Raw genomic sequence first — 23,652 nt, 5'->3', positions numbered from 1 at the left:
TCCCGGAATCCGGTGACGGGCGTGTCGATCGGGTACGCCCTTCATGGTTCCGGGAGGCCGTAGCCGCGTCGATTACCTCACAGGTCATGCACCTCCCGCTCCGGCACCCTGCTGCCTGTGTTCCACCCGCTCACGCTGGGGAACCACCGTGTACTTCGGGTCCTCGGCCGAGGCGATCCCGGCGGCGAAGACGCCGAAGCGGGTGCAGGCGGAGCCCGTGAGCAGGGCGAGGCCGGACAGGGCCGCGGCGGTACGGCACCGGCCGCCGAGGAGGGCCCCGCCGAGGGCGCCCGCCACGGTGAGCGCCCGGGCGGCGCGCATCAGCGTGCCCGCCCTGCCCTCCCGGTAGGTCTCCGCAACGAGCCCGAGGCGCCGTTCCGCGGCCTCGGTGACCGCGGTCTCGGCGAGCGCGGCCAGAGCGCCGGCCCAGCGGGCGGGGGCGTTCTCGGAGGTCGGGCCGACCACCAGGGCCATCCCCGCGGCGGCGGCCGTCGCGGACGCGGCGAAGAGGTGGGGCAGTTCACGGTGGGCGCCGTGCCACGCGGGCACCGCCGTGTCCGCCGCCAGCACTCCGGTGTAGGCCGCGACGGCCGGTCCGAGGAGCGCGGCGGCGCCGGTCGCGGTGGCCCCGACGCGCGGCAGCCGGCCCGTCACCGCGGTGGCCGCGGCCGCGCCCGCCGCGGGCCCGTACAGGGACAGCAGCCAGGATCCGACGCTCATCGGCGAGGTGGGCTTGAAGACCCGCAGCATGTTCGCGAAGCGGTCCGGCCGTCCCAGGTCGTTGATGAGCGCGGCGGCGGAGAGCGAGACGGCCGCGAGCGAGGACACCTTCATCGCGGTCGCGGTGGTCGTACGACCGCTCACGTGGGCGCCCGCCGCGAGCACCGACCCCGCGCCCGCGAGCCCTCCGAGGAAGAAGTATCCGGCGATGTCCCGGGCGGCCCAGGCGGGCGCCTTGATGACGGGCCGGCCGTAGTACGACTCGAACTCGGTCCGCGGGACCATGAGTTGTTCTCCGCGACGTCCGCGACCCCGCCCGCGTCGCCGGGGCTCCTGCGGGCTCGCGCTCCTGGAGCTGGTCATCGGCGCCCCTTCCCGGCCAGGACGAACGACAGCGCCACACCGCCCAGCAGGGACAGGGCGGCCGCGCCAGCGTGCTTCCACATGGTGGGCAGGTCACGGGTGGTGACGACGGGATCCGGGGGCAGCCCGTACACCTCCGGCTTGTCGAGGAGCAGGAAGAAGGCGCCGTCGCCGCCCACCCCGTCCTCGGGGTCGTGCCCGTAGAGGTGGGCCTCGGTGACTCCGGCCTCGTGGAGCTGGTCGACGCGGAGCGCGGCCCGTTCGCGCAGCTCGTCCAGCGGGCCGAACTGGATGGACTCCGTCGGGCACGCCTTGGCGCAGGCCGGTTCCTGGCCGACACCGAGCCGGTCGTAGCACATGGTGCACTTGAACGCCCGTCCGTCGGCGGGGCGTTGCTCGATGACGCCGTACGGGCAGGCGGGTACGCAGTAGCCGCAGCCGTTGCAGATGTCCTCCTGGACGACGACGGTGCCGAATTCGGTGCGGAACAACGAACCGGTGGGGCACACGTCCAGGCAGGCGGCGTGCGTGCAGTGCTTGCACACGTCGGAGGACATCAGCCAGCGCATGCCGCCGTCCACCCCGGAAGCCCCCTCCGCCAGCGGGAGTTGGGTACGTCCCTCCGGTCTCGGCTGCTCGATGAACGCCACGTGCCGCCAGGTGGACGCGCCGAGCGCCTCCGTGTTGTCGTACGACATGCCCGTGAGCGAGAGGCCGTCCTCCGGGATCGCGTTCCACTCCTTGCAGGCCACCTCGCACGCCTTGCAGCCGATGCACACGGACGTGTCGGTGAAGAAGCCGACCCGTTCCTCGCTCATGTGCGGGCCTCCGTTCCGGTGGTTTCGGTGATGCCGGCGCGGCGGCGGTACTCGGCCACCAGGCGCGGCAGATCGGGCCCGCGCGGCCGACGGCCGGGGCGAATGTCGGCGGTCAGCGCCTTGTCCTCCTGGATGTGGGCGTCGGGGTCGAGCGCGATGGCGACCAGTTCGTTGACCGCGTCGCCGGTGGACACGCCGTTGGGGCCCCAGTGGAAGGGCAGGCCGATCTGGTGGACGGTGCGGCCGTGCACCGTCAGGGGCCGGATCCGCTCGGTCACCATGACGCGCGCCTCGATGGCGTTGCGGGCGGTGATGACGGTCGCCCAGCCGCCGTGCTCCAGCCCTCGCTCGGCGGCCAGTTGCGGGGACACCTCGCAGAAGAACTCCGGTTGCAGCTCGGACAGATAGGGCGACCAGCGGCTCATCCCACCCGCGGTGAAGTGCTCGGTGAGGCGGTGCGTCGTCACGACGTACGGAAAGACCTCCGCGCCCGGTTCGTCGCCGCTGGGGTGATAGCGGTTGCCCTCGCGCGGCAGCAGTTCGCGAACCGGAGAGCGCGGCGTCGAGGGGTGCAGCGCGTTGGTGAACGGCGAGTCCTGCGGCTCGTAGTGGGTGGGCATCGGGCCGTCCTCCAGGCCCGCGGGCGCGTACAGCCAGCCCTTGCCGTCGGCCTGCATGATGAACGGGTCGTCGCCGCGCAACGCGTCGGGTCCCTTCGCGTCCTCGTCCGGTACGAAGTCGGGGGCGCGGTCGGGTACGAAGTCGGGGATGTCGTGGCCGGTCCACTTCCCGGCGTCCTGGTCCCACCAGACGTACGCCTTGCGTTCGCTCCACGGCGTGCCGTCGGGGGCGGCGGAGGCTCGGTTGTAGAGGATGCGCCGGTTGGCGGGCCAGGCCCAGGCCCATTCCGCGGCCACCCAGTCCTGTTCGGACCCGGGCTTCTTGCGGGCCGCCTGGTTGACGCCGTCGGCGTACACCCCGCAGTAGATCCAGCAGCCGCAGCGCGTCGAACCGTCGTCCTTCAGCTCGGTGTAGGCGCTCAGCGGACTCCCGTCCGGGCCATGGCCGTTGATCTCGGCGAGCACGGCGTCGGCGACGGGCTCCTGCAGCGGTCCGCTCACCGGATATTTCCAGGTCAGGTCGAGGATCGGCCGGTCCATCGGGTCCGTCGAACCGGCCAGCTTCTCCTTGATGCGGCGGCCGAGGTGGTACATGAACCACAGGTCGCTGCGCGCGTCGCCCTCGGGCTCGACGGCCGCGTAGTGCCACTGCACCCAGCGGTTGGTGTTGGTGAAGGAGCCGGACTTCTCGGTGTGGGCGGCGGCCGGGAAGAAGAAGACCTCCGTGCCGATGTCCTGCGTGCGCAGCTCGCCGCTCTCGATCTCGGGACCGTCCTGCCACCAGGTCGCGGACTCGATGAGTGAGAAGTCGCGCACGACCAGCCAGTCGAGGTTGGCCATGCCGAGGCGCTGCAGGCGTGTGTTCGCGGACCCGACAGCCGGGTTCTCGCCCATCAGGAAGTAGCCCTTGCAGACGCCGTCGAGCTGGGCCATGACCGTCTCGTACGTGGAGTGGGAGCCGGTCAGGCGCGGGAGGTGGTCGAAGCAGAAGTCGTTGTCGGGGGTGGCCGCGTCGCCGTAGTAGGCCTTCAGCAGGCTGACGAAGTAGGCCCGCATGTTCGCCCAGAAGCCCTTCTCGGTGCGGCTCGCGGAGACGAACGCGTCGAGGTCCATGTGCACGTGGGCGTGCGGCATGGGCAGATAGCCGGGAAGCAGGTTGAAGAGGGTCGGGATGTCGCTGGAGCCTTGGATGGAGGCGTGGCCGCGCAGGGCCTGGATGCCGCCGCCCGGGCGGCCGATGTTGCCGAGCAGGAGCTGGAGGATGCTCGCGGCGCGGATGTACTGGGAGCCGACCGAGTGCTGGGTCCAGCCGACCGCGTACGCGAAGGCACTGGTGCGCTCGCGGCCCGAGTTGGACGTCAGCTCGTCGCAGACGCGCAGGAAGGTCTCGCGGGGTACGCCGCAGACCTCCTCGACCATCTCGGGGGTGTAGCGGGCGAAGTGCCGCTTGAGGACCTGGTAGACGCAGCGCGGGTGCTGGAGGGTGGGGTCGGTGGGCGCGTGCCGGCCGGTGCGGGCACCGCCCGAGCCGTGCGCCTCCGGCCCGGCGGCCGAGCGGACCCGGTCCTCGTACTGTTCGTCGACCGCGCCCGTCGGCTGCTGCACCTCCACGCCCTCGTACTGCCAGCTGTGCGGGTCGTAGTGGCGTTCGTCCTCGTCGAATCCCGAGAAGACACCGTCGAGGTCCTCGGTGTCGCGGAAGTCCTCGCTCACCAGGGTGGCGGCGTTGGTGTAGTTGAGGACGTATTCGCGAAAGTCCTTCTCGTCGGTGAGGACGTGGTTGATGATCCCGCCGAGGAAGGCGATGTCGCTGCCGGCGCGGATCGGGACGTACAGATCGGCCAGCGCGCTGGTGCGGGTGTAGCGCGGGTCGACGTGGATGATGCGGGCGCCGCGGGCCTTGGCCTCCATCACCCACTGGAAGCCGACCGGGTGGGCCTCCGCGTAGTTGGAGCCCTGGATGACGATGCAGTCGGAGTGCTGCAGGTCCTGCATGAACGTGGTGGCGCCGCCGCGGCCGAAGGAGGTGCCGAGTCCGGCGACGGTGGAGCTGTGGCAGACCCGGGCCTGGTTCTCCACCTGGACCACGCCGAGGCCGGTCAGCAGCTTCTTGATGAGGTAGTTCTCCTCGTTGTCGAGGGTCGCCCCGCCCAGGCTGGCGATACCCATCGTGCGGGCGGTGCGGACGCCGTCGCACTCCCACTCCCAGGTCTCGCGCCGGGTCCGGATCACCCGGTCGGCGACCATGTCCATGGCCGTCTCCAGGTCGAGGGGCTCCCAGTCCGTGCCGTAGGGGCGCCGGTACAGCACCTGGTGGCGGCGGGCCGGGCCGGTGGTGAGCTGAAGGGTCGCGGATCCCTTCGGACAGAGGCGGCCCCGGCTGACCGGTGAGTCCGGGTCGCCCTCGATCTGGACGACCTTGTCGTCCTTGACGTACACCTGTTGACCGCAGCCGACCGCGCAGTACGGGCAGACGGACTGCGTCACCCGTTCGGCGGTGTCGATGCGCGGCCGGAGCTGCTCGGTGTGCCGGGACTTCGCGGCGGCACCCCGGCCCAGGCGGTCCTCGCCGGTGAGCTGACGGTAGACGGGCCAGCTGCGCAACCGGTCGGTCATGCCCATGAGGTCTCCCTGGGGTCTCCCTCTCCGGTCAGGAGGAGGACTTGCCCGGGTCAGGCGGAGGACTCTTCCGGATCCGGGTGCTCGGGGTGGACGGTGTCCGAGCGCGGGGCGCCCTGTCGGCCCGTGCCCGCCTCGTCCGTGTCGGGGACGTCCGTGGCGGGCTCGCCCTCGTCGGCACCTCCCGGTGCGGGGCGCGCGTCCCAGGGGTCCTCGCCCTCGTACGCCTGTTGGTCCGGCATGTCCCGCGGGATCGGATCACCGTTCTCGCCGGGACCCTCCTGCCGGTGTTCGGTCACGGCGCACTCCATTCTTCAGCAGGTGGGCGCGGCCCGCACACGATGGCCGGGCCGTCTCCGGCCCGGCGCGAGTACCTCAGCGGTGTCCGGCGAAACCACCCGCCCCGGGATCAGTGCGGGGCGCGCTCCTCCAGGGCCGTACGCCAGGCGGGTGACCGGCCCTCCTGGACGGGCTCGGCGCGCCGGCCGCCCCGCGCGAAGAAGTCGGCGAGGGGAAGGATCGCGGCGCCGACCGTGACGGCGTCCGGGCCGAGCTTGCCGAGGTCGATGGAGACGCGCTCGGCGGGATAGCGCAGGGCGTACGAGGTCGCGTACCGGCGTACCGCGGGCAGGAAGCGGGTGCCCAGCTGGAGGCCCGCCCAGCCGCCGATGAGGATCCGCTCGGGCTGGAAGAGGTTGATCAGGTCGGACAGGCCCGCGCCCAGGTACTCGGCGGTCTCCTCCAGGACGGCGAGCGCCACCGGGTCGGGCTCCTCGTCGCCGGCGGGGTAGGCCGCGGCGAGCATCGCGGTGAGCGCGGTCTCCTCGTCGGTGCCCTGCGGGGGGTGTCCGCCCTCCTCGCGCCAGCGGTCCAGGAGCGCCTCGGCGCCCGCGTATGCCTCCAGGCAGCCCAGGGCGCCGCAGCGGCAGCGGCGCCCCCTGACCCGTACGGTCAGATGCCCCCATTCCACGGACCGGCCGTTCTCCACCTCCTCCGTGACGAGGCAGGCGCCGACGCCGGAGCCGAAGAGGACGACGACCGCGTTGCGGGCGCCGCGTCCCGCGCCGAACCACATCTCGGCCTGGCCGAGGGTCCGGGCGCCGTTGTCCGCGAAGTACGGGACGGTGTCGGGCAGTTCGCAGGTGGAGCGGAGCAGGGATTCGAGCGGGACCGCGTCCCAGCCGATCGTCTGGCCGTGCACCACCGCGCCGCGCTCGGGGGTGCGGGCGACGATGCCGGGGACGCCGATGCCGACGCCGAGGAGCTGTTCCGGGGCGATCTCCGCCTCGGCGAGGACCTCCGCGATGCCGTCGCGGATGTGGCCGACGATGACCTCGACGTCGTATTCCTGGCGCTTCAGCGGTCGGTCGGCCTCGAACCCCTGGCGCGCCAACGGCCGTTCGGTGCGGGCGAGTTCGGTGAGGGTGAGGTCGAAGAGCTCGACGCGGACGCGGGTTTCGCCGACGTCGACGCCGATCATGTGGCCGCTGCCGGGTGCGACGCGCAGCAGGGTGCGCGGGCGGCCGCCGTCGGAGTCGACGCTGCCGGCCTCCTCGACGAGTCCGTCGGCGACGAGTTCGGCGACCACGTTGCTGATGGAACCGGAACTCAGTCCGGTGGCCGGGCCCAGTTCGTAGCGGCTCATCGGCCCGTCGAAATACAACCGTTGCAGTACGGCGGTGCGATTGCCCCGCCGCAGGTCACGCACTGTCCGCCCGTTCCGCCCCGCCATGAGATTCCCTTCCGGCCTGCCCGACCTGCAAGATACCCCTGCGCGATCCCTTGACGCGACTTTCTTCCGGGTCTTAACTCACGTCCTAAATTAAGCCATGAGGGTCGTTCGGGAAGTGAACACACTCCGGTGCGGCTCTCCTCTGGAAAGGGACGCCTGAGCCATGCGCAGAATCCGAGCCGCGGCCGCCGGTGCGGTCACTGTCTCCATGCTGACCGCCGTGACCGCCTGTGGTGGCGGCTCGTCGACGGGGGGCGGGTCCAACGACTCACCGAAGACGCTCACGTACTGGGCCTCGAACCAGGGCGCCAGTATCGAGGTCGACAAGAAGGTCCTCCAGCCCGAACTCGACAAGTTCGAGAAGCAGACCGGGATCAAGGTGAAGCTGGAGGTCGTGCCGTGGTCGGATCTGCTCAACCGGATCCTCACGGCCACCACCTCGGGCCAGGGCCCCGACGTCCTGAACATCGGCAACACCTGGAGCGCCTCCCTGCAGGCCACCGGGGCGCTGCTGCCGTGGGACGCGAAGAACTTCGACAAGATCGGGGGCAAGGACCGCTTCGTCGACTCCGCGCTCGGCTCGACGGGCGCCGAGGGCAAGGACCCGGCCGCGGTGCCGCTGTACTCGATGGCGTACGCGCTCTACTACAACAAGAAGATGTTCGCCGACGCGGGCATCCCAAAGCCGCCGGCCACCTGGGACGAACTGATCGCCGACGGCAAGAAGCTCTCCAAGGGCGGCAAGTGGGGCCTGGGCGCCGAGGGCTCGAACCCGTCCGAGAACATCCACCACGCCTTCGTCTTCGCCAAGCAGCACGGGGCCGACTTCTTCACCGCGGACGGCAAGGCCGACTTCACCAATGACGGCGTCGTCGCCGCGGTCAAGCAGTACGTCGACCTGATGGCGAAGGACAAGATCATCGCCCCGGGCAACGCCGAGTACGCGCAGAACCAGTCCGTGAGCGACTTCGCCAAGGGCAAGAACGCGATGCTGCTGTGGCAGTCCGCGTCCGCCAACCTCAAGTCGCAGGGCATGAGCGAGGACGCGTACGGCATCGCCCCGGTGCCCGTGCAGTCCGGCACCCCGGGGACGGGCACCAACGTCAACTCGATGGTCGCGGGCATCAACCTGGCGGTCTTCAAGAACAGTGACAACCTCGACGGTGCCACGAAGTTCGTGAAGTTCATGACCAGCGACGGCGAGCAGAAGATCCTCAACACGGCGTACAGCTCGATCCCGCCGGTCAAGGCCGCTCAGTCGGACACCACGTTCAACACCTCGGCGAACGCGGTCCTGAAGGACACCCTCGCCCAGAGCGCTGCCGCGCTTCCGCAGGTCGCCGACGAGTCCCAGTTCGAGACGGCGGTCGGTACGGCAGTCAAGGACCTGTTCGCCGACGCGGCCGCCGGACGCGCGGTGACCGCGGCGTCGGTGAAGGCCAAGCTCGAGAAGGCCCAGCAGCAGATGCCGAAGAAGTGAGCGCGAGCACCGACATGACCACCACGACCGCCACCGCCGAATCCGGCGAGCGGACGGTGCGCAAGGACTCCCCCGGTGCGGCGCGTGGACCGCGCCGCACCGGGCGGATCAAACGCATCGGACTGCCCTACCTGCTGCTTCTGCCCGCTCTGGTCCTCGAACTCCTGGTCCACCTGGTGCCGATGGTGATCGGCATCGTGATGAGCTTCAAGGAGCTCACGCAGTTCTACATCCGCGACTGGGGCACCGCGCCCTGGTCCGGGCTCGACAACTACAAGGTGTCGGTGGACTTCGACGCGCCCGTCGGCGAGGCGTTGCTCCACTCGTTCCTCGTCACCGTCGGCTTCACCCTGCTGTCGGTCGGGCTGTGCTGGCTGATCGGCACGGCGGCCGCGATCTACATGCAGGACACCTTCCGCGGCCGGGGCCTGCTGCGCGCCCTGTTCCTGGTTCCGTACGCGCTGCCCGTGTACGCGGCCGTCATCACCTGGGTGTTCATGTTCCAGCACGACAACGGCCTGGTGAACCATGTCCTGCACGACCAGCTGCACCTCAGCGACAAACCGTCCTTCTGGCTGATCGGCGACAACAGCTTCTACGCGCTGCTCACGGTCTCCGTGTGGAAGGGCTGGCCGTTCGCCTTCCTCATCGTCATGGCCGGACTGCAGAACATCCCGGGCGAGCTGTACGAGGCGGCCGCCCTCGACGGGGCCGGCGTGTGGCAGCGGATCCGCCGAATCACCCTGCCGTCGCTGCGCCCGGTCAACCAGGTGCTGATCCTCGTGCTGTTCCTATGGACGTTCAACGACTTCAACACGCCGTACGTCCTGTTCGGCAAGACGGCTCCCGAGGCCGCGGACCTCATCTCGGTCCACATCTATCAGGCGTCGTTCGTCACCTGGAACTTCGGCACCGGGTCGGCCATGTCCGTACTCCTGCTGCTCTTCCTGCTGGTCGTGACGGGCGTGTACCTCGTGCTCACCTCACGCGGACGGAGGACCGCCGATGTCTAGGTCCCCGATGGCCCCGCCGCGCTCCTTCCTCTGGTCCCGGCGGATCTTCCTCACGCTGCTCACCGGCTTCGTCCTGGTGCCCGTCTACGTCATGGTCTCCAGTTCTCTGAAGCCGCTCGCGGACGTCACGGGGAAGTTCCGCTGGCTGCCGAGCAGCCTGACGTTCCGCCCGTACATCGACATCTGGTCGACGATCCCGCTCGCGCGGTACTTCGTGAACTCGCTGATCGTGGCGGGCGCGGCGACGGTCTGCTCGGTGGTGATCGCGGTCTTCTCCGCGTACGCCGTCAGCCGCTACAACTTCCGCGGCAAGCGTGTCTTCACGGTCACCGTGCTGTCCACGCAGATGTTCCCCGGCATCCTCTTCCTGCTGCCGCTGTTCCTCATCTACGTCAACATCGGCAACGCCACCGGCATCGCCCTGTTCGGGTCGCGCGGCGGACTGATCCTCACGTATCTCACCTTCTCGCTGCCGTTCTCGATCTGGATGCTGATCGGGTACTTCGACTCGGTGCCGCGTGACTTGGACGAGGCGGCGCTGGTGGACGGGTGCGGACCGCTCGGCGCGCTGTTCCGGGTCGTCGTGCCGGCCGCGATCCCCGGCATCGTCGCCGTCGCCGTCTATGCCTTCATGACCGCCTGGGGCGAGGTGCTGTTCGCGTCGGTGATGACCAACGACACCACGCGCACGCTCGCCGTCGGGCTCCAGGGCTACTCCACGCTCAACAACGTGTACTGGAACCAGATCATGGCCGCCTCGCTCGTCGTCAGCGTCCCCGTGGTCGCGGGCTTCCTGCTCCTGCAGCGCTATCTCGTCGCCGGTCTGACGGCGGGAGCCGTCAAGTGACCAACTCTCCTCTTCCCGAAGGGACTTCCGTGACCATCGACCTTGCCGCACTTCCCGAGGACTTCCTGTGGGGCACGGCCACGTCGGCCTATCAGATCGAGGGCGCCGTCGCCGAGGACGGCCGCTCCCCCTCCATCTGGGACACGTTCTCGCACACCCCCGGCAAGATCGACAACGGCGACGACGGGGACCTTGCCTGCGACCACTACCACCGCTGGCGCGAGGACATCGCGCTCATGCGCCAACTCGGCACCAACGCCTACCGGTTGTCGATCGCGTGGCCGCGCGTGGTGCCGGGCGGCGACGGCCCGGTCAACGCGAAGGGGCTCGACTTCTACGACGGGCTGATCGACGCGCTGCTGGAGGCGGGCATCACGCCGTCCGTCACCCTCTACCACTGGGATCTGCCGCAGGTGCTCCAGGGCCGGGGCGGCTGGACGGTCCGCGAGACGACCCAGCACTTCGCCTCGTACACGGCGGTCGTCGCGGAGCGGCTGGGTGACCGCGTCAAGCACTGGACCACGCTCAACGAGCCGCTGTGCTCGGCCTGGATCGGGCACCTGGAGGGCCGGATGGCCCCGGGGCTGACCGACCTGACGGCCGCGGTCCGCGCCTCCTACCATCTGCTCCTGGGCCACGGCCTGGCCACCCAGGCGGTCCGCGCCGCGGTGCCCGGCGCCCAGGTCGGCATCGTCAACAACCTGTCCAGCGTCGAGGCCGCCACCGACCGCCCCGAGGACGTCGCGGCCGCCCACCGCCTGGACGGACACACCAACCGCTGGTGGCTCGACCCGGTCCACGGCCGCGGCTTCCCGGCGGACATGCGTGAGGTGTACGGAGTCGAACTCCCCGAGCTTCCGGGCGACTTGGAGACCATGGCCCAGCCGCTGGACTGGCTGGGCCTCAACTACTACTTCCCGTCCACCGTCGCCGACGACCCCACCGGACCGGCCCCGCACGTGCGCACGGTCCGCCGTCTCGGCGTGCCCCGCACCGGCATGGACTGGGAGGTCGGCGCCGACGGTATCGAGCGCCTCCTGCTCCGCCTGACCGACGACTACGGCGCCCGCAAGCTGTACGTCACGGAGAACGGCTCCGCCTACCCCGACGTCGTACGCCCCGACGGGACCGTCGACGACCCCGAGCGCACGGAGTATCTGGAACAGCACCTCGCGGCCTGCGCATCGGCGGTCCGCAAGGGCGTTCCGCTCGCCGGCTACTTCGCCTGGTCGCTGCTCGACAACTTCGAGTGGGCGTACGGCTACGACAAGCGCTTCGGGCTGGTGCACGTCGACTACAAGACGCAGAAGCGCACGATCAAGGGGAGCGGGCACCGGTACGCGGACATCATCCGGGCGCATGGCGGGCGGGGGCGCAGCGCGGCCTAGGTCTGTGATCACATTCCCGTTGACCGCCCGGAGATGGGGCCTCGCGGCGTCGGGTGCGTGTGACGACAGGGCCTAGCGGAGTTCGTCGAGGGCGGCGAGCAGCTCCGGGGCCACTGCCTCGCGCACCCAGGCGACGCGTTCGGCGCCGGGTGCGCGGGGCACGGTTTCGACGAGCATGATCAGGTAGAGGTAGCTGCGGTAGAGGGCGAGGCGCTGTCGGGCCGAGAAGTCGAACTCCGCTCGACCGCCCGCCTCTTGATATCCGGTCAGGAGGTCCTCGTCCTGCTTGATGTCGCCGAGCAGGGCCAGCGAGACGAAGTCGGCCAGAGGGTCGCCCCAGAACATGCGTTCGCCGTCGATCAGACCGCCGATCCGGGGTGCCGTGCTGTCCGAGCGCTCCACCAGGATGTTGCCCTGCCACAGGTCGAAGTGGACGAGGCGGGGGACGGTGACCTCGTCCAGGGCGTCGTACGCGGGCTTCGCCGTGCGGGCCACCTCGTCCACGGGGCGGGGCAGCCAGGCGTCGTAGCGGCGTGCGTCGTCCAGGACGGCGTCGTACATGGTGGTGAAGGCGGTCCGCCAGTCGGGGGTGAGGGGGCCGAGGGCGCCGGAGGGGTAACCGAAGCCCGGGCCGGTCACGTGGTGGAGGCGGGCCACCAGGTGACCCAACTCCCTGCGCAGGACCGCCTGTTCACCGGGGTCCAGGTCACCCCACGGTGTGCCAGGGCAGTGAGTCATCAGGAGGTGGCGCTCCCCGGCCGTGACCACTTCGGGCGCGGGTACACCGACCGTCGCGGCCTCCTGGTAGAACTCCGCCTCCGACCGGAGGAGTTCTCGCTCGTGGCTGAGGCCGGGGACGGTGGCCGCAGGAGGGATTTTCAGTACGTACCGGGTGCCGTCGGCGAGCCGTAGCTCCTCGACCGTGTTGTACGTCCCGCCCGACAGGGTCCGGCAGTCGACGAGACCGTCGGACGACAGTCCCGCCGTGTCGAGAACCCACCGAGCCCGCTCCCATGTGTCCACCGCAGCCCCCTGTCGCCTGTGGGCCCACTCTGCCAGGTGGGCCCACAGGGCTCTACTCCTTGTCCGATGGCGCAGACGTCCTTGTCCGAGGACGCAGGCGTCCTCATCCGGCGGCGTAGACGTCCTCGATGTAACGTCCTGACGCGATCAGGTCGTTCAGCCATCGCTTGGAGTCGCCGCCCGGGGTCCGTTCCGCGGGGAGCGCGCGGAAGGTCTCGCGGACGCCGGGTGCCAGCCATGCGGGAACCGTCGCCGCCGACGTGGACACGCGCTCCGGCGCTCAGCAGGTCCCAGACCTGGTCCGCCAACACCCCCGAGCCCGGGGCCCGATGGCCCGCAGCCGGCCCCCGGGCCAGTTGCCCGTGCTCGTACCTGTGCCCGTGGCGCTCAGTGGAACTGCCCGGGTTCGTAGTTGCCGGCCGGCTGCTGGGTGATGACGTTCAGCCGGTTCGCCGTGTTCATGAACGAGATCAGGACCACCAGGGCGGTGAGCTGCTCCTCGTCGTAGTGCTTGGCGGCATACGCCCACACCTCGTCAGTGACCCCGCCGGCAGCATCCGCGATCCGGGTCCCCTGCTCCGCCAGTTCCAGCGCGGCACGCTCGGCCTCGGTGAAGACCGTGGCCTCCCGCCACGCCGCCACCAGGTTCAGCCGCACCGAGGTCTCGCCGGCCGCGGCGGCCTCCTTGGTGTGCATGTCGATGCAGACGGCGCAGCCGTTGATCTGGCTCACGCGCAGTGCCACCAGCTCCTGCGTCGCGGCCGGCAGCGGCGAGTCCTTGATCGCCTTGCCCGCCGACATGAAGTACTTGAGGGCCTTGCCCGCGGTCGGGCTGGCGAAGTAGTTCAGTCGCGCGTCCATGGTGTGCTCCTCCGTGGTCGTCAGTGGCTACACCCCCTGGGACGAGGTAGCCCGACCCCCTGTGACATTCACGGATGTGACCTGTGTCTCCCCGCCGCCGACGCGCGCCGGCCGACGAAGTACACCTGCACCCGCGGGAAGGTGACGGCTCCCAGCCGGAGCCGCTCGGGTCTGGATCAGCTGTTGCCGGCTTCGTGCGCCACCCGCTCCAGTCGGCGTCGATAACGCTCCCACCACGCCTGATCACCTGGTGGCATGTTGTCCTTGCCTTTCAACTCCCCGGCGGACCCATCGATGAGCTCCCGCACGATATCGGCGTGGCCGGCGTGTCGGTGGGTCTCGGCGGTCACTCGCACCAAGACATGGTGCAGTGTCACCTCTTGTCGTTCCTCGGGCCACCACGGGACGTGACCGATCGCGTCCAGCGACAGCGTCTCGATCGTGGCGTTCGAGTGTTCCCACGCCTGTTGGTACAGCCCGACGATCTGTTCACGCGACTCATCCGCGGTGGCCCACATGTCGGCGTTGAGTTCGGCATCCTGCGTGTACCACCAGGGCGGCGGCTCCTCATCGAAATACTGTCGCCCGAACGTGTCACCGAAGTACCCGAGCTCTACTCCGGCGACGTGTTTGACCAGCCCCAACAGGTTGGTGCCGGTCGGCGTGAGAGGGCGGCGGGCGTCGTACTCGCAGAGCCCATCGAGCTTCCAGAGCAAGGCTTCGCGGGCGTCCTGCAGATAGTGGAGAAGATCCGCTTTCGGGTTCTGTCCGATCATGCCGGGCAGTTTCCCATCCGACGCTGACACCCGCTGGATCTGTTCCGGCCGCAGGAGGCGACGCAAGTGAAGCGGATCGCCCAGGCACTGCGGCCGCGGCATCGCTCCCGATATCCGATCTCGGTGCGCTGGGACGCGGCCGACAGGGTGCGGCGCCACGGGGAGCTGATCCACGGATCCGGTCAGCGACAGCGTCGAGGCGTCCACGGCCCTGCTGGTCATGCTCCGTGTGGTCAGCGAATGTCCCGGGCCGCTGAACCGCCCTCCCCGCCCGTCACGGCCGGCGAGGCCCGCATCCTCGCCCTGCTCTTCAGGGGCGCGACCACGGCGCAGGCCGCCCGGGAGACGGGCCTGACCGTGGACGGCGTCAACTACCACCTGCGGCGGCCGCCCGAGCGCTGGAGCGCGGCCACCCGTACCGAACTGGTCGCCCGCGGCTACGCGCTGGGGGTGCTGACGCCCGGCGTGCGGCCGCCCACGGCCGTGCCCGCGCCCCGAGGGGCGCCGAAGCGGGCGAGGCAGTGCCACACCATCTTCAGGTCCTGCAGCTCGTGGCGTCCTGTACGGGCCGCGTGCCCAATGATCCGTGGGTCGAGGTATCCGTCCTCGGCCATACGGGCGCCGAGTGCGGCGAACTCCGGACCGCGGAAGTCCGCGTGGCGGCGCAACTCCTCGACGGAGAGCCGGTATCCGGGATGCCATTCGACCGGGCACGGCAGCCGCCGCGCAGCCGCCTCCACGGGCGTGTCCCGGTAGCTCGCGTCCAGAACCAGTGCCTCCATGTCCCGCGCCAGTACGACCTGTCCGTGCACCTGCGCCTCGATGTAGTCGTCGAGCGCGTCCCGGTCGTCCGCCTCGGCCAGTTCGATCAGGGACATGCCGGCCGCCACTCCGAACGCGGACGGCTCGGCCGCGCTGTCGGGGTAGCAGAAGGTGGCGCGCTCCAGCGCCTCTCCCGACATCCGGAAGTGCGAGGAGCCGAACCGGGGGGACGCGCCTACCAGTTGGCGGCGGAAGTTCAGCCCGCCGTACACGGGGCGCTCGTGCGCGGGCGCGGTGTCGTACGCCGCGCCGAAGATCCGGCTCTCCCAGCGCCAGCGGTCACCGCCGGGATGCGCTGTCAGCCCGCCGTTGCTCGTGCCCGTCACGAACTGCGAGCGGTACGTGCCGTCCTGGGCCAGTGCATGCAGGATCGGGAGCCCGCGCACGAGCCGGTCCGGGTGGAAGTTCAGGGTCACCCGCAGCGTCGGATCCAGCGCGGGGCCCCGAGAGCGGCTCGCGACATGACGGAGGGCCTGCTCCCGCGGTGTGCGGCCGTTTCCGAAATGCATTGGATGTCTCCCGCGAGGCTGGGTACCTTGACGCAAACCTAGTGCTCCTAGGTTTGCAGGCTCGCAGGTGTCGCCTTCACGGCTTGCAGGTTCCACCCATCGATCCCCCAGGAGAACTCCCTCATGAGATCACTCACCGAGCAGGACATCCGCACCTCATTTATCAACTGCTCCAAGGGAGAGGCCAAGCGCCTCGCGATACCCCGTGACCTCGAGGACCGTCCCTGGGACGACCTGGACTTCCTGGGCTGGCGAGATCCCGGGGCGCCGGACCGCAGCTATCTCGTCACCGAACGAGCCGACGACATCGTGGGCGTCACCCTGCGCTTCCCCTCCTCCCAACGCGGCTTCCTGCACCGCAGCATGTGCTCGCTGTGTCTGACGACCCACCCGGGCAACGGGGTCTCACTGATGACGGCCCGCAAGGCGGGCACGGCCGGCCGCGAGGGCAACTCGGTCGGCGTCTACATGTGCGCCGACCTCGCCTGCTCCCTGTACGTGCGGGGCAAGAAGATCCCCGACCCGGGGAGCCGCTTCGAGGAGACCCTCACGGTGGAGGAGCAGATCGACCGGACGGTGGGTCGCCTGTCGGCCTTCCTGGAGAAGCTCTACGTGTGACTTCGCAGCGAAGCCCTGCGTCTTAGTTCCTGGAGCTCTCCTGCGCGCCCATGTCCTGGGTGCCGATGACGGAGAGCAGCTCCAGCTGCGCGGCGCCCTCGGTGCCCGGTGGTGCGGTGAACCACAGCAGGCGCTGGCGTCCGTCCTCGCTGAAGAGGCTGTGGCAGTCCAGCTCGATGACGCCCAGCGCGGGGTGGACGATGCGCTTGTGGTCGGCCCGACGCAGGGCCACGTCATGGGTGTCCCACAGAGCGGCGAACTCCGCGCTGCGTCGCCGCAGCGCGGTCACCATCCTGGCCACCTCGCTGTCGCGACCGCGCCGGGCGGCAACGGCCTGGAGGTCGGCCACGAAGACCCGGGAGTGGTGCGGGTGCTCGTCGGGCGGATAGATCGCGCGGGCGGCGGGGTCGGTGAACCACCGGTGGACGAGGCTCGCCGCCGGGCCGCGTACCGCGGGGTGCCGGCCGACGAGCGCGGCGGCCAACTCGTTCTGGACGAGGGTTTCGTGCAGATCGGTGATGACCTGGGCGGGGGTCGTGGTGAGTCGGTCCAGCAGACCTAGGAGAGCCGGCTGGACGTGCGCGGTCGGGCCGTGCGCCACCGGAGGCAGGGGCCGGTCGGCGAGGTGGAAGAGATGGTCGCGCTCGTCGCCGCCCAGGCGCAGCGCCCGGGCGAGCGCGGCCAGGGTCTGCTCCGAGGGCTGGGCTCCGCGTCCCCGTTCCAGTTCGGTGTAGTAGTCCGCCGACAGGCCGGCCAGTTGTGCGACCTCCTCGCGCCGCAGGCCGGGCACCCGGCGCCGGGGTCCGGCCGACAGGCCGACGTCGACCGGCCGGATCCGGTCACGGCGGGACTTCAGGAACGCGGCGAGTTCGGGAAGGTTCACTCCCCCATGGTCGCCCGTCGGGCGGGGTCCGAGCCAGGGGATGACAACCCCTGGGTGGGCGCAGCCCTGGCTGGGGACGACGTACCGGTCGAGGGTGGAGGGGACGGCGGGGCACAGCGGCGACGTCGACCCGACGCCCCCGATTCCCGCCCTCGCGACTCCCGTGACCCACCGCAGAAAGAGATCGACATGCCGTTCGCGAACTTCAAGGTCCCCGCCGACTCCCTCACCGAGAAGCAGAAGGAGCTGATCATCACCCGCACCACCGACCTGTACGCCGAGATCTACGGCGAGCGCGCTCGCGCCACCACCCTGGTGCTGGTCGAGGAGGTCCCCGACGGCGGCTGGGGCATCGGCGGGGACGTACTGACCCTCGCCAAGATCCAGCAGGCGCCGGAGGCCTGAAGAGCCTGAGCCGGGCGCAGGTCAGCACCCGCTCACCTGCGCCCGGCGGCAGGAAGCGGTGCTCGACGGACTTCTCGGCAGGCTCTCGTGAGCGCCGCCTGGCTTCACCGATCCGATGCGGCCCGGCGCGCCTGGGGAGGTGCCGTCTGCAACTGCTGGGACTGGTTGCCGCGTTGCGCGTCGTGCCGGGCAAGGACGGCGAGGAGGTCCGTCACGGTGAGACCGGCTTCGGCGGGGTGCCGGAGGAAGGCCTCTGGATCGATGCGGTAGGTGTTGGAGCGTCCCTGCCGGGTGTGGGAGAGATAACCCTCCTGCTCCAGATCGGAAATGATCTTCTGGACGGCCCGCTCGGTGAGCCGGCAGCGCGCCGCCATGTCGCGGATCCGGGTGTTGGGGTCCTCGGCGATCGCGGTCAGCACGCGCGCGTGATTGGTGAGGAACGTCCAGCCTGTGTGCGTCTCCGGTACTCCACCCATGAAGCCAGGATATGACGCGGCATTCACGTAATCAAAAGGGTGAAAGAAATTTCATGTATCTCTTGACGTGTGACGCCCCAGGGCTGAGCCTGGAGGAGGCGGAGACAGGCGGAATGCCTCGGGAGCGGCAGCCATGTCAGAACGTGCGCTTTCCCTTACGAGCGGGGAGTCGGTCGCCTGCGCGGCGCACGCCTCGGCGAGTGCGCATTCACAGCCATGGCTGAGCATCGAGACGCACCCGGCGGACGACCGCGTGCTCGTGGTGGTGTCCGGCGACCTCGACATCGACACCGACCAGATACTGCAGAGCGCCCTGCGCGACGCCCTCGCCGGCTCCCTCAGCGGCGTGGATCTCGACCTGGGCGGCGTCGAGTTCTGCGACTGCTCCGGGCTCAACGTCCTGCTGCGCATGCGCCGGCGTGCGCTGGCGGAAGCCAAGACCGTCGCCATCCGCACCGCCGGCGACTCGGTCGAGAGGCTGCTCGACCTCACTCGCACGCGCCCCCTGTTCGCCTGGACGAACGAGGACACGCAGTACGACGATGCCGATCAGGACCTGCGCATCGAACTCCTCCAGCTGCGGCAGGCCCTGCAGACCCGTCCCGTCATCGACCTGGCCCGCGGCGTCCTGATGGCCACCTTCGCCCTGAGCGCCGAGGACGCCTGGAAAGTCCTGGTCACGATCTCCCAGCGCACGAACACCAAACTGCGCCACGTGGCCCAGGACTTGGTGAACAGCGTCAACGGCGACCCGCTGCCCGAGCCGCAGCAACAGCAGCTGGCCGCAGCGGTCGCCGACCGCAGCACGCCCTCGGAGCCGCCCTTGGAGGCTCGAGAGTGAGGGTGGTGCCGGCTCTCCTCGCGGTGTCGACTCCCGATGCATGGCAGTGTCGACTCCCCCCCTCCCGGCGGTGGCAGCTCTCCACGCCCACCGCGTCAGCTCTCCCGGCGAGCACGACCTTGCCCCGGTTGTCGCGTCGCTCCAGGCACTCGTGCGCCGGGCGCCTGGTCCAGCAGACGCTGATCACCGAGCTTGCGATCCGGACCCCTTCTCAGGCCGCACGGCTTGCACGTACCGCAGCCAGGGCCGCACATCCCCGCGCCCCCGCACCTCGAAGCCGGCGTCCGCGATCAGCCCTTCGAGCAGGTCCACCTGGTAGTTCGCCATGACATGCCCGGTGGTCGCGGCGACGAGATGTCGGACGGGTCGGGTGCGCGGCGGCCGGAAGTCGGCGACCAGCAGCCGTCCACCGGGACGCAGCACCCGGAGCATCTCGCGGAGCGCGACCGGCCGCACCTCCTCGGGCAGGTGGTGTACCGCGAGGCAGGTGACGACGACGTCGAAGGAAGCGTCCGGCGCGTCGAGCGCCTCACCGACCCCGGCCTCGTACGCGCACTGCGGTTCTTGTGTCTTGCGGCGCGCGTACTCGATGACGGGGATGGACGGGTCGACGCCGAGCACGGATCCGTCGGGGCCCACTGCCTTCGCCATCCGGCGCGTCAGGTAGCCGGTTCCGCAACCGACGTCCAGCACCTTGTCACCCGGGCGCGCGCCGCTGAGCTCCGCCAGTCGCTTGTACGCCCGCGGCCGCATCCCGCCGAAGCAGACGGCGCCGCAGACTTCGTAGCCGCGGGCATGCTCGATGGTCAGCCCGTCGGTGTCGGGGTGCGGTCCCCCGTGTTGCAGGAGCTGTCCTAGATTCACGATCACTCCCTACTTAGTAGCGACTAAGTACATGCTTCGAGCTTAGTCACGACTAAGTAAGAACGGCAAGAGGTCGTACGATGCGGACGTGAGCGAGTCGACGAGCCGGGCGGAAAGTGCCGAGCGGGGGCGGGGCGAGCGCGCCAAACGCGTGCGAATGACCCCGGCCCAGCGGCGGGAGACGATCCTGACCGCCGCCACCGGGGTCTTCGCCGAGACCGGCTACCAGCGCACCAGGGTCTCCGCGATCGCCGCCCGCGTCGGTGTGAGCGAGCCGGTTGTCTTCCAGAACTTCGGCTCCAAGGCGGCGTTGTACCGGGCCGTCGTCGACCGCGCCGTGTCCGGCGTGTGCGAGACGCTCACCGAGGCGGTCGAGGCCGGTCGCCCGGTCACGGATCTGCTGGCCGGCTTCCTGGAGCCGGGCCACATGGAGCGCTTCCATGCCCGCGGCTCGCTCGGGTTCCTCTTCGCGGACGCGTTCACGCTGACCGCCGAGCCGGAGCTGCGGGAGGCAGTCCATGCCGCGCACCGGCGCTTCGCCGACACGTTCGCCGAGCTCGTACGCCACGGCCAGCGGGCGGGCGACCTGCGCCAGGACCTTGATCCGCAGGTGGCGGCCTGGTGGTTGTTGTCCCTGCTCCACGCCCGCACGTTCCGGGCCGCGGTCATGCCTGAAGAAGCCGGGCTGGAGGGCCAGTTGGTGGCCATGACGCTGGACACGCTGACCCGTCGTTGATCAGTGGCTGGAGATGCCAGCGTCGTTGATCAACTGTCCTGCTCCCAGTGATGGCTTCAGGACGCGGCAGGCGTCCAGTGCGGGTCCCGGCCGAGGAAGGCGAGCAGCGCCTCGGCACGGCTGTGGCCCTCGGGCACCTCGCGCGCGGGGGCGAACACCCCGAACGAGTTCCGCAGATGATCGGCCAGCCGCTCGGCGGCAGCCCAGATGCCCTCGGCCAATTCCTCGTCCAGCGGAGCGTCCTGGCCCGTCGCGACGGCGATGTCCCAGGCGTGCACGGCCGCGTCCATGGCGCCCGCGGCGGCGGCGAGACGCAGGGGCAGCGGCCCCAGCGGGGTCGCCACCTCCTCGGCGTCGGCGGGCAAGGGCGCGTAGGTGTCCGCGACGTCCCGCAGCACCTTGTCGAGCACGGTCGGCGCGTCGGCGTCCAGCGCGTCGGCGGGCTGGAAGGGGTCGGAGTCGGGCCAGCCGGCGCCGGTGATCGCGGCGCCGTACGCCTGCTGATCGAGTCGCGCATGGTTGAGGACCTGGCGTACCGTCCAGTCACCGCACGGCGTCGGTGAACCCCACGCCCCCTCCGGCACGGCCGCGACCACCTCGCGCAGGTAGGTGTGCGCCCGTGTCAGCAATTCGATGCCCTCGACGTTGCTCATCCTGGTCCCCTCCTGGTGCCTTCCGGCTGATGACGACAATCTAGGGCCGCTTGCGGACAAGTACGGTCCTCAATGAATACGTTCGGTACACCTATGGAACGGGAAAAGCCCAAGGATGCGAGAGGTACGTGAGGAGTGGGCGACATCCGTCGCCCAGCTCGTGAAGCGACACCGTGAGCCGGTGGCCGTCCAGACCTTCAGGTCCACGGCTGCCGCGACGATCGCGTACGTCGTCGCCCTGCACCTCAGCCCCGAGCCCGCGCCGCTCACCGCGCCCCTCACCGCGCTGCTGGTCGTGCAGGTCACCCTGTACGCCACGATCACCACCAGCATCCGGCGCGTGAACTCGGTGGTCACCGGTGTTGTCATCGCCATCGGCTTCAGCAGCCTCGTGGGGCTGACCTGGTGGAGCCTGGCCTTGATCATCCTGGCCTCACTGGTGGTCGGGCATTTCGTACGGGTCGACGAGTTCGTGCCCGAGGTGGCGATCAGCGCCATGCTGGTCCTCGGCGTCACCAGGGTGGGCGACACAGCGTGGGCGCGGGTCGTGGAAACGCTGATCGGTGCCGTCGTGGGGCTCGGCGCCAACCTCGTGTTCCCGCCTCCGGTGTGGGTGAGCGAGGCCGGTGAGTCCATCGAGGATCTGGCGCGCCGGACGCGGCAGTTGATGCTGCGGATCGGCGAGGAGGCCGCGGGCCGCACCCCCTTCCAGCTGGCGGCCGAGCGGCTGCACGAGGCGCGCCGGCTCGACCACGACATCGTCGCGGTGGACGCGGCGCTGCGGCAGGCCGAGGACAGCCTCAAGCTCAACCCACGCGTGCGCGAGGGTTTGCTGTACCGGGTGGTGCTGCGCACCGGCCTCGACACGCTGGAGATCTGCACCGTGGTGCTGCGGGTCCTCGCGCGCAGCCTCACCGATCTCGCCAAGGAACGTGAGCCCCAGCCGCTCTTCGAACCGCAGGCCGGGGCCACTCTGGCGCAGCTGCTGTCCGAGGTCGCCGACGCCATCGTCAGCTTCGCCGTCCTGGTGACCACCGATGTGAGCCACAGATCCGCGTCGGCCGAGGCACGGCTCAGCGCGGAACTCACCACGGCAGCCGCCACCCGCGACAAGCTGGCCCAGCTCTTCCTCGAAGAGATCCAGCGGGACGCCCGCCAGTGGCAGCTGCACGGCGCCGTCCTGACAGAGGTCAACCGGATCATCGACGAGCTCGACACCGAGCACCGCACCCGCCGGCTCCTGGAGGAGCTGGACCGTGCAACGCGCGAACAGCGCGAGCGCCGACCGCGCCTCACACGCCTGCGCCAACACCTGCGCCTCCCGCAGCGGCTGCGCCGCGACCGGAACCGTCCCGCTGCTCCTCGTCGTTCTACGTGAGGAAGCGGTACAAGGAAGCGGTACGAGGAAGTGGTCCGACGTCGAGGGACGGCTGCGGCGTCGAGACAGCGATACGACGAGGGGGCGGGCGGATGACCGAGAGCACCGTACGGATCGACGGAAACGCACTGCGGCTGCCGGGCGGGGTGCAGGTGCGGTTCAAGCGGACCCTGCGACTGCCCGAGACCGGCACGCACGACCTGCCTCCGGGGCTCGGCGACTTCCCGATCCGGCGCGTCGAGGACTACGCGGACACGGTGCCCGCCGCATGGCGGGCCCGCGGTGGTGTGATGCTGCCGGTGTATCTGCGCGAGGCCATGTGGCTGAGTTTCGCCGGGACGTCGGAGCCGGCCGCCCTGCAGGTCGGCGTGGGCAAGGTGTGCGCGGTCTCGGGCAAGCCGTGGAGTTCCCGGCTCAGCCGGGACCCGCAGAACTATGTGGTGCTGCCGCGCCAGTCGTGGCTCGACGGCATCAACTCCGGGAAGGGCACCGTCCGCCAGTTCGTGGCGGTGCCTCTGGGGCTGGGCGCCACCGTCGAGGGCCAGGTCACCGGCGAGGAGGTGTGGGGCGGCGTGCAGCTGCAGTCCTTCCCGCTCAACGACGGGGAGCTGGCCTCGTGGCGTGAGGCGGAGCGCCGCAGGGCGGAGGAGCTGAGGCGCATGCCCGTGGGGGGCTACGGCGCCGCGTTCCCCATGGCAGCCGCGCCGCCCGCGCCGGGTGCCGCTCCGGCCCCCGCGGGCGCTCCGGCGGGGCGCGCTCGGAGCGCTCCGGCGATGGGCCTCGGCGTCGGCGGCTCCATGCGCCAGGAGGTCTACCGGGACGACCGGCCGCTCAAGGCCTGGGCCAAGGAGCCGGCCGGGCGCGTGTTCGTCCATCTCGTGACGCCCCCGGAGTGGCGTCGCATCACCGGTGAGGCGCCCCCACCGTCCCCGGTGGACCGCGCGGCCTACACCCGGGCCGGGCTCCCCTGGTTCGACTACTACGACCAGGACGCCACCGACCTGGCCCCGGCGGACACGCTGGGCTCGGTGCAGCCGGTCGGCGACTGGCTCGGCGACGACCACGAGCCCTGGCAGCAGCCCTCGCCCGAGCAGGTGAAGCCGCTCGGGGACGCCCCGGGCAAACCGGTCGAGGACGGTGACTGGTAACCGACAACCAGCCGTTGCACCGTACGCAACGGCTGTTGCCGTTCTTGCACTCCACGGGT

24 protein-coding genes are annotated in these 23,652 nt (G+C 70.3%); 10 read left to right on the top strand and 14 right to left on the bottom strand.

The genetic code is table 11. The annotated features are described in order from the left end of the window. Positions 1-84 precede the first annotated feature (84 nt). From nrfD to AB5J53_RS45145, 5 genes are all read right to left on the bottom strand, one after another. Positions 85-1,005, bottom strand: a complete 921-nt coding sequence (gene nrfD, locus AB5J53_RS45165; RefSeq protein WP_369251369.1) for an NrfD/PsrC family molybdoenzyme membrane anchor subunit — start codon at positions 1,003-1,005, stop codon at positions 85-87. Positions 1,006-1,079: 74 nt separating this feature from the next. Next, a complete protein-coding gene (locus AB5J53_RS45160) occupies positions 1,080-1,901 on the bottom strand; it encodes a 4Fe-4S dicluster domain-containing protein (protein WP_369251368.1) in 822 nt (273 codons plus the stop codon). Then, positions 1,898-5,143, bottom strand: coding sequence for a formate dehydrogenase (fdh, locus tag AB5J53_RS45155; protein ID WP_369251367.1), 3,246 nt, complete (start codon positions 5,141-5,143; stop codon positions 1,898-1,900). The genes AB5J53_RS45160 and fdh overlap by 4 nt, the downstream gene beginning before the upstream one ends. A 50-nt stretch (positions 5,144-5,193) precedes the next feature. Continuing rightward, positions 5,194-5,439, bottom strand: a complete 246-nt coding sequence (locus AB5J53_RS45150) for a hypothetical protein (RefSeq protein WP_369251366.1) — start codon at positions 5,437-5,439, stop codon at positions 5,194-5,196. 110 nt (positions 5,440-5,549) lie between these two features. Beyond that, entirely contained in the window at positions 5,550-6,872 is a 1,323-nt protein-coding gene (locus tag AB5J53_RS45145; protein WP_369251365.1) for an ROK family protein, read from the bottom strand. A gap of 163 nt (positions 6,873-7,035) precedes the next feature. Between AB5J53_RS45145 and AB5J53_RS45140 the strand changes: the two genes are divergently transcribed. Genes AB5J53_RS45140 through AB5J53_RS45125 form a run of 4 tightly spaced genes read left to right on the top strand, consistent with a single transcriptional unit; the run spans position 7,036 to position 11,600 of the window. Then, entirely contained in the window at positions 7,036-8,352 is a 1,317-nt protein-coding gene (locus AB5J53_RS45140) for a sugar ABC transporter substrate-binding protein (protein WP_369251364.1), read from the top strand. Positions 8,353-8,366: 14 nt separating this feature from the next. Then, positions 8,367-9,365, top strand: a complete 999-nt coding sequence (locus AB5J53_RS45135) for a carbohydrate ABC transporter permease (RefSeq protein ID WP_369252873.1) — start codon at positions 8,367-8,369, stop codon at positions 9,363-9,365. A gap of 7 nt (positions 9,366-9,372) precedes the next feature. Next, positions 9,373-10,212, top strand: a complete 840-nt coding sequence (locus AB5J53_RS45130) for a carbohydrate ABC transporter permease (protein WP_369252871.1) — start codon at positions 9,373-9,375, stop codon at positions 10,210-10,212. 29 nt (positions 10,213-10,241) lie between these two features. Further along, the gene (locus AB5J53_RS45125; protein WP_369251363.1) at positions 10,242-11,600 is read left to right on the top strand and encodes a GH1 family beta-glucosidase; all 1,359 of its coding nucleotides are present in this window, start codon (positions 10,242-10,244) and stop codon (positions 11,598-11,600) included. Between the two features lie 72 nt (positions 11,601-11,672). Here AB5J53_RS45125 and AB5J53_RS45120 read toward each other — a convergent pair whose 3' ends face one another. The 5 genes from AB5J53_RS45120 to AB5J53_RS45100 form a co-directional block, all read right to left on the bottom strand. Further along, positions 11,673-12,623: a phosphotransferase family protein gene (locus AB5J53_RS45120; RefSeq protein ID WP_369251362.1), complete on the bottom strand. Its 951-nt coding sequence runs from the start codon at positions 12,621-12,623 to the stop codon at positions 11,673-11,675. Between the two features lie 103 nt (positions 12,624-12,726). Next, positions 12,727-12,891, bottom strand: a complete 165-nt coding sequence (locus AB5J53_RS45115; protein ID WP_369251361.1) for a hypothetical protein — start codon at positions 12,889-12,891, stop codon at positions 12,727-12,729. 119 nt (positions 12,892-13,010) lie between these two features. Next, positions 13,011-13,484: a carboxymuconolactone decarboxylase family protein gene (locus AB5J53_RS45110; RefSeq protein ID WP_369251360.1), complete on the bottom strand. Its 474-nt coding sequence runs from the start codon at positions 13,482-13,484 to the stop codon at positions 13,011-13,013. A 176-nt stretch (positions 13,485-13,660) separates the two neighbouring features. Beyond that, positions 13,661-14,260, bottom strand: a complete 600-nt coding sequence (locus AB5J53_RS45105) for a DinB family protein (RefSeq protein ID WP_369251359.1) — start codon at positions 14,258-14,260, stop codon at positions 13,661-13,663. 437 nt (positions 14,261-14,697) lie between these two features. Continuing rightward, on the bottom strand, positions 14,698-15,591 hold the full coding sequence (locus AB5J53_RS45100; RefSeq protein ID WP_369251358.1) for a DUF3626 domain-containing protein: 894 nt from the start codon (positions 15,589-15,591) through the stop codon (positions 14,698-14,700). Between the two features lie 123 nt (positions 15,592-15,714). On the opposite strand from AB5J53_RS45100, the gene AB5J53_RS45095 reads away from it, so the two are divergent. Next, entirely contained in the window at positions 15,715-16,209 is a 495-nt protein-coding gene (locus tag AB5J53_RS45095) for an FBP domain-containing protein (protein ID WP_369251357.1), read from the top strand. A 22-nt stretch (positions 16,210-16,231) separates the two neighbouring features. Here AB5J53_RS45095 and AB5J53_RS45090 read toward each other — a convergent pair whose 3' ends face one another. Continuing rightward, the gene (locus AB5J53_RS45090) at positions 16,232-17,092 is read right to left on the bottom strand and encodes a helix-turn-helix transcriptional regulator (RefSeq protein ID WP_369251356.1); all 861 of its coding nucleotides are present in this window, start codon (positions 17,090-17,092) and stop codon (positions 16,232-16,234) included. A gap of 189 nt (positions 17,093-17,281) precedes the next feature. Between AB5J53_RS45090 and AB5J53_RS45085 the strand changes: the two genes are divergently transcribed. Next, positions 17,282-17,497 carry a tautomerase family protein gene (locus AB5J53_RS45085; protein WP_369251355.1) on the top strand — a complete coding sequence of 72 codons (216 nt, stop codon included), beginning with the start codon at positions 17,282-17,284 and terminating at the stop codon, positions 17,495-17,497. A gap of 104 nt (positions 17,498-17,601) precedes the next feature. On the opposite strand, the gene AB5J53_RS45080 is transcribed toward AB5J53_RS45085, so the two are convergent. After that, positions 17,602-17,973, bottom strand: coding sequence for a helix-turn-helix transcriptional regulator (locus tag AB5J53_RS45080; protein WP_369251354.1), 372 nt, complete (start codon positions 17,971-17,973; stop codon positions 17,602-17,604). A gap of 133 nt (positions 17,974-18,106) precedes the next feature. Here AB5J53_RS45080 and AB5J53_RS45075 point away from each other — a divergent pair, with 133 nt between their 5' ends. Then, a complete protein-coding gene (locus tag AB5J53_RS45075) occupies positions 18,107-18,814 on the top strand; it encodes an ANTAR domain-containing protein (protein WP_369251353.1) in 708 nt (235 codons plus the stop codon). Positions 18,815-18,997: 183 nt separating this feature from the next. Here the strand turns inward: AB5J53_RS45075 and AB5J53_RS45070 are convergent, their stop codons facing one another. Continuing rightward, entirely contained in the window at positions 18,998-19,678 is a 681-nt protein-coding gene (locus AB5J53_RS45070) for a class I SAM-dependent methyltransferase (protein WP_369251352.1), read from the bottom strand. 88 nt (positions 19,679-19,766) lie between these two features. Between AB5J53_RS45070 and AB5J53_RS45065 the strand changes: the two genes are divergently transcribed. Beyond that, complete coding sequence (locus tag AB5J53_RS45065) at positions 19,767-20,414, top strand: TetR/AcrR family transcriptional regulator (RefSeq protein WP_369251351.1); 648 nt, start codon at positions 19,767-19,769, stop codon at positions 20,412-20,414. A 56-nt stretch (positions 20,415-20,470) separates the two neighbouring features. Here the strand turns inward: AB5J53_RS45065 and AB5J53_RS45060 are convergent, their stop codons facing one another. Continuing rightward, positions 20,471-21,067, bottom strand: coding sequence for a TIGR03086 family metal-binding protein (locus tag AB5J53_RS45060; RefSeq protein WP_369251350.1), 597 nt, complete (start codon positions 21,065-21,067; stop codon positions 20,471-20,473). A gap of 115 nt (positions 21,068-21,182) precedes the next feature. Here AB5J53_RS45060 and AB5J53_RS45055 point away from each other — a divergent pair, with 115 nt between their 5' ends. Both AB5J53_RS45055 and AB5J53_RS45050 read left to right on the top strand, forming a co-directional pair. Further along, a complete protein-coding gene (locus AB5J53_RS45055; protein WP_369251349.1) occupies positions 21,183-22,445 on the top strand; it encodes an aromatic acid exporter family protein in 1,263 nt (420 codons plus the stop codon). 92 nt (positions 22,446-22,537) lie between these two features. Continuing rightward, positions 22,538-23,593 (top strand): hypothetical protein, encoded by a 1,056-nt coding sequence (locus tag AB5J53_RS45050; RefSeq protein ID WP_369251348.1) that lies wholly within the window; start codon positions 22,538-22,540, stop codon positions 23,591-23,593. Positions 23,594-23,652 lie beyond the last annotated feature (59 nt).

The sequence above is a fragment of the Streptomyces sp. R41 genome (assembly GCF_041053055.1).
Classification (GTDB): domain Bacteria; phylum Actinomycetota; class Actinomycetes; order Streptomycetales; family Streptomycetaceae; genus Streptomyces.
The sequence above is the reverse complement of the archived record's forward strand: the minus strand, read 5'-3'. Positions and strand labels throughout refer to the sequence as shown.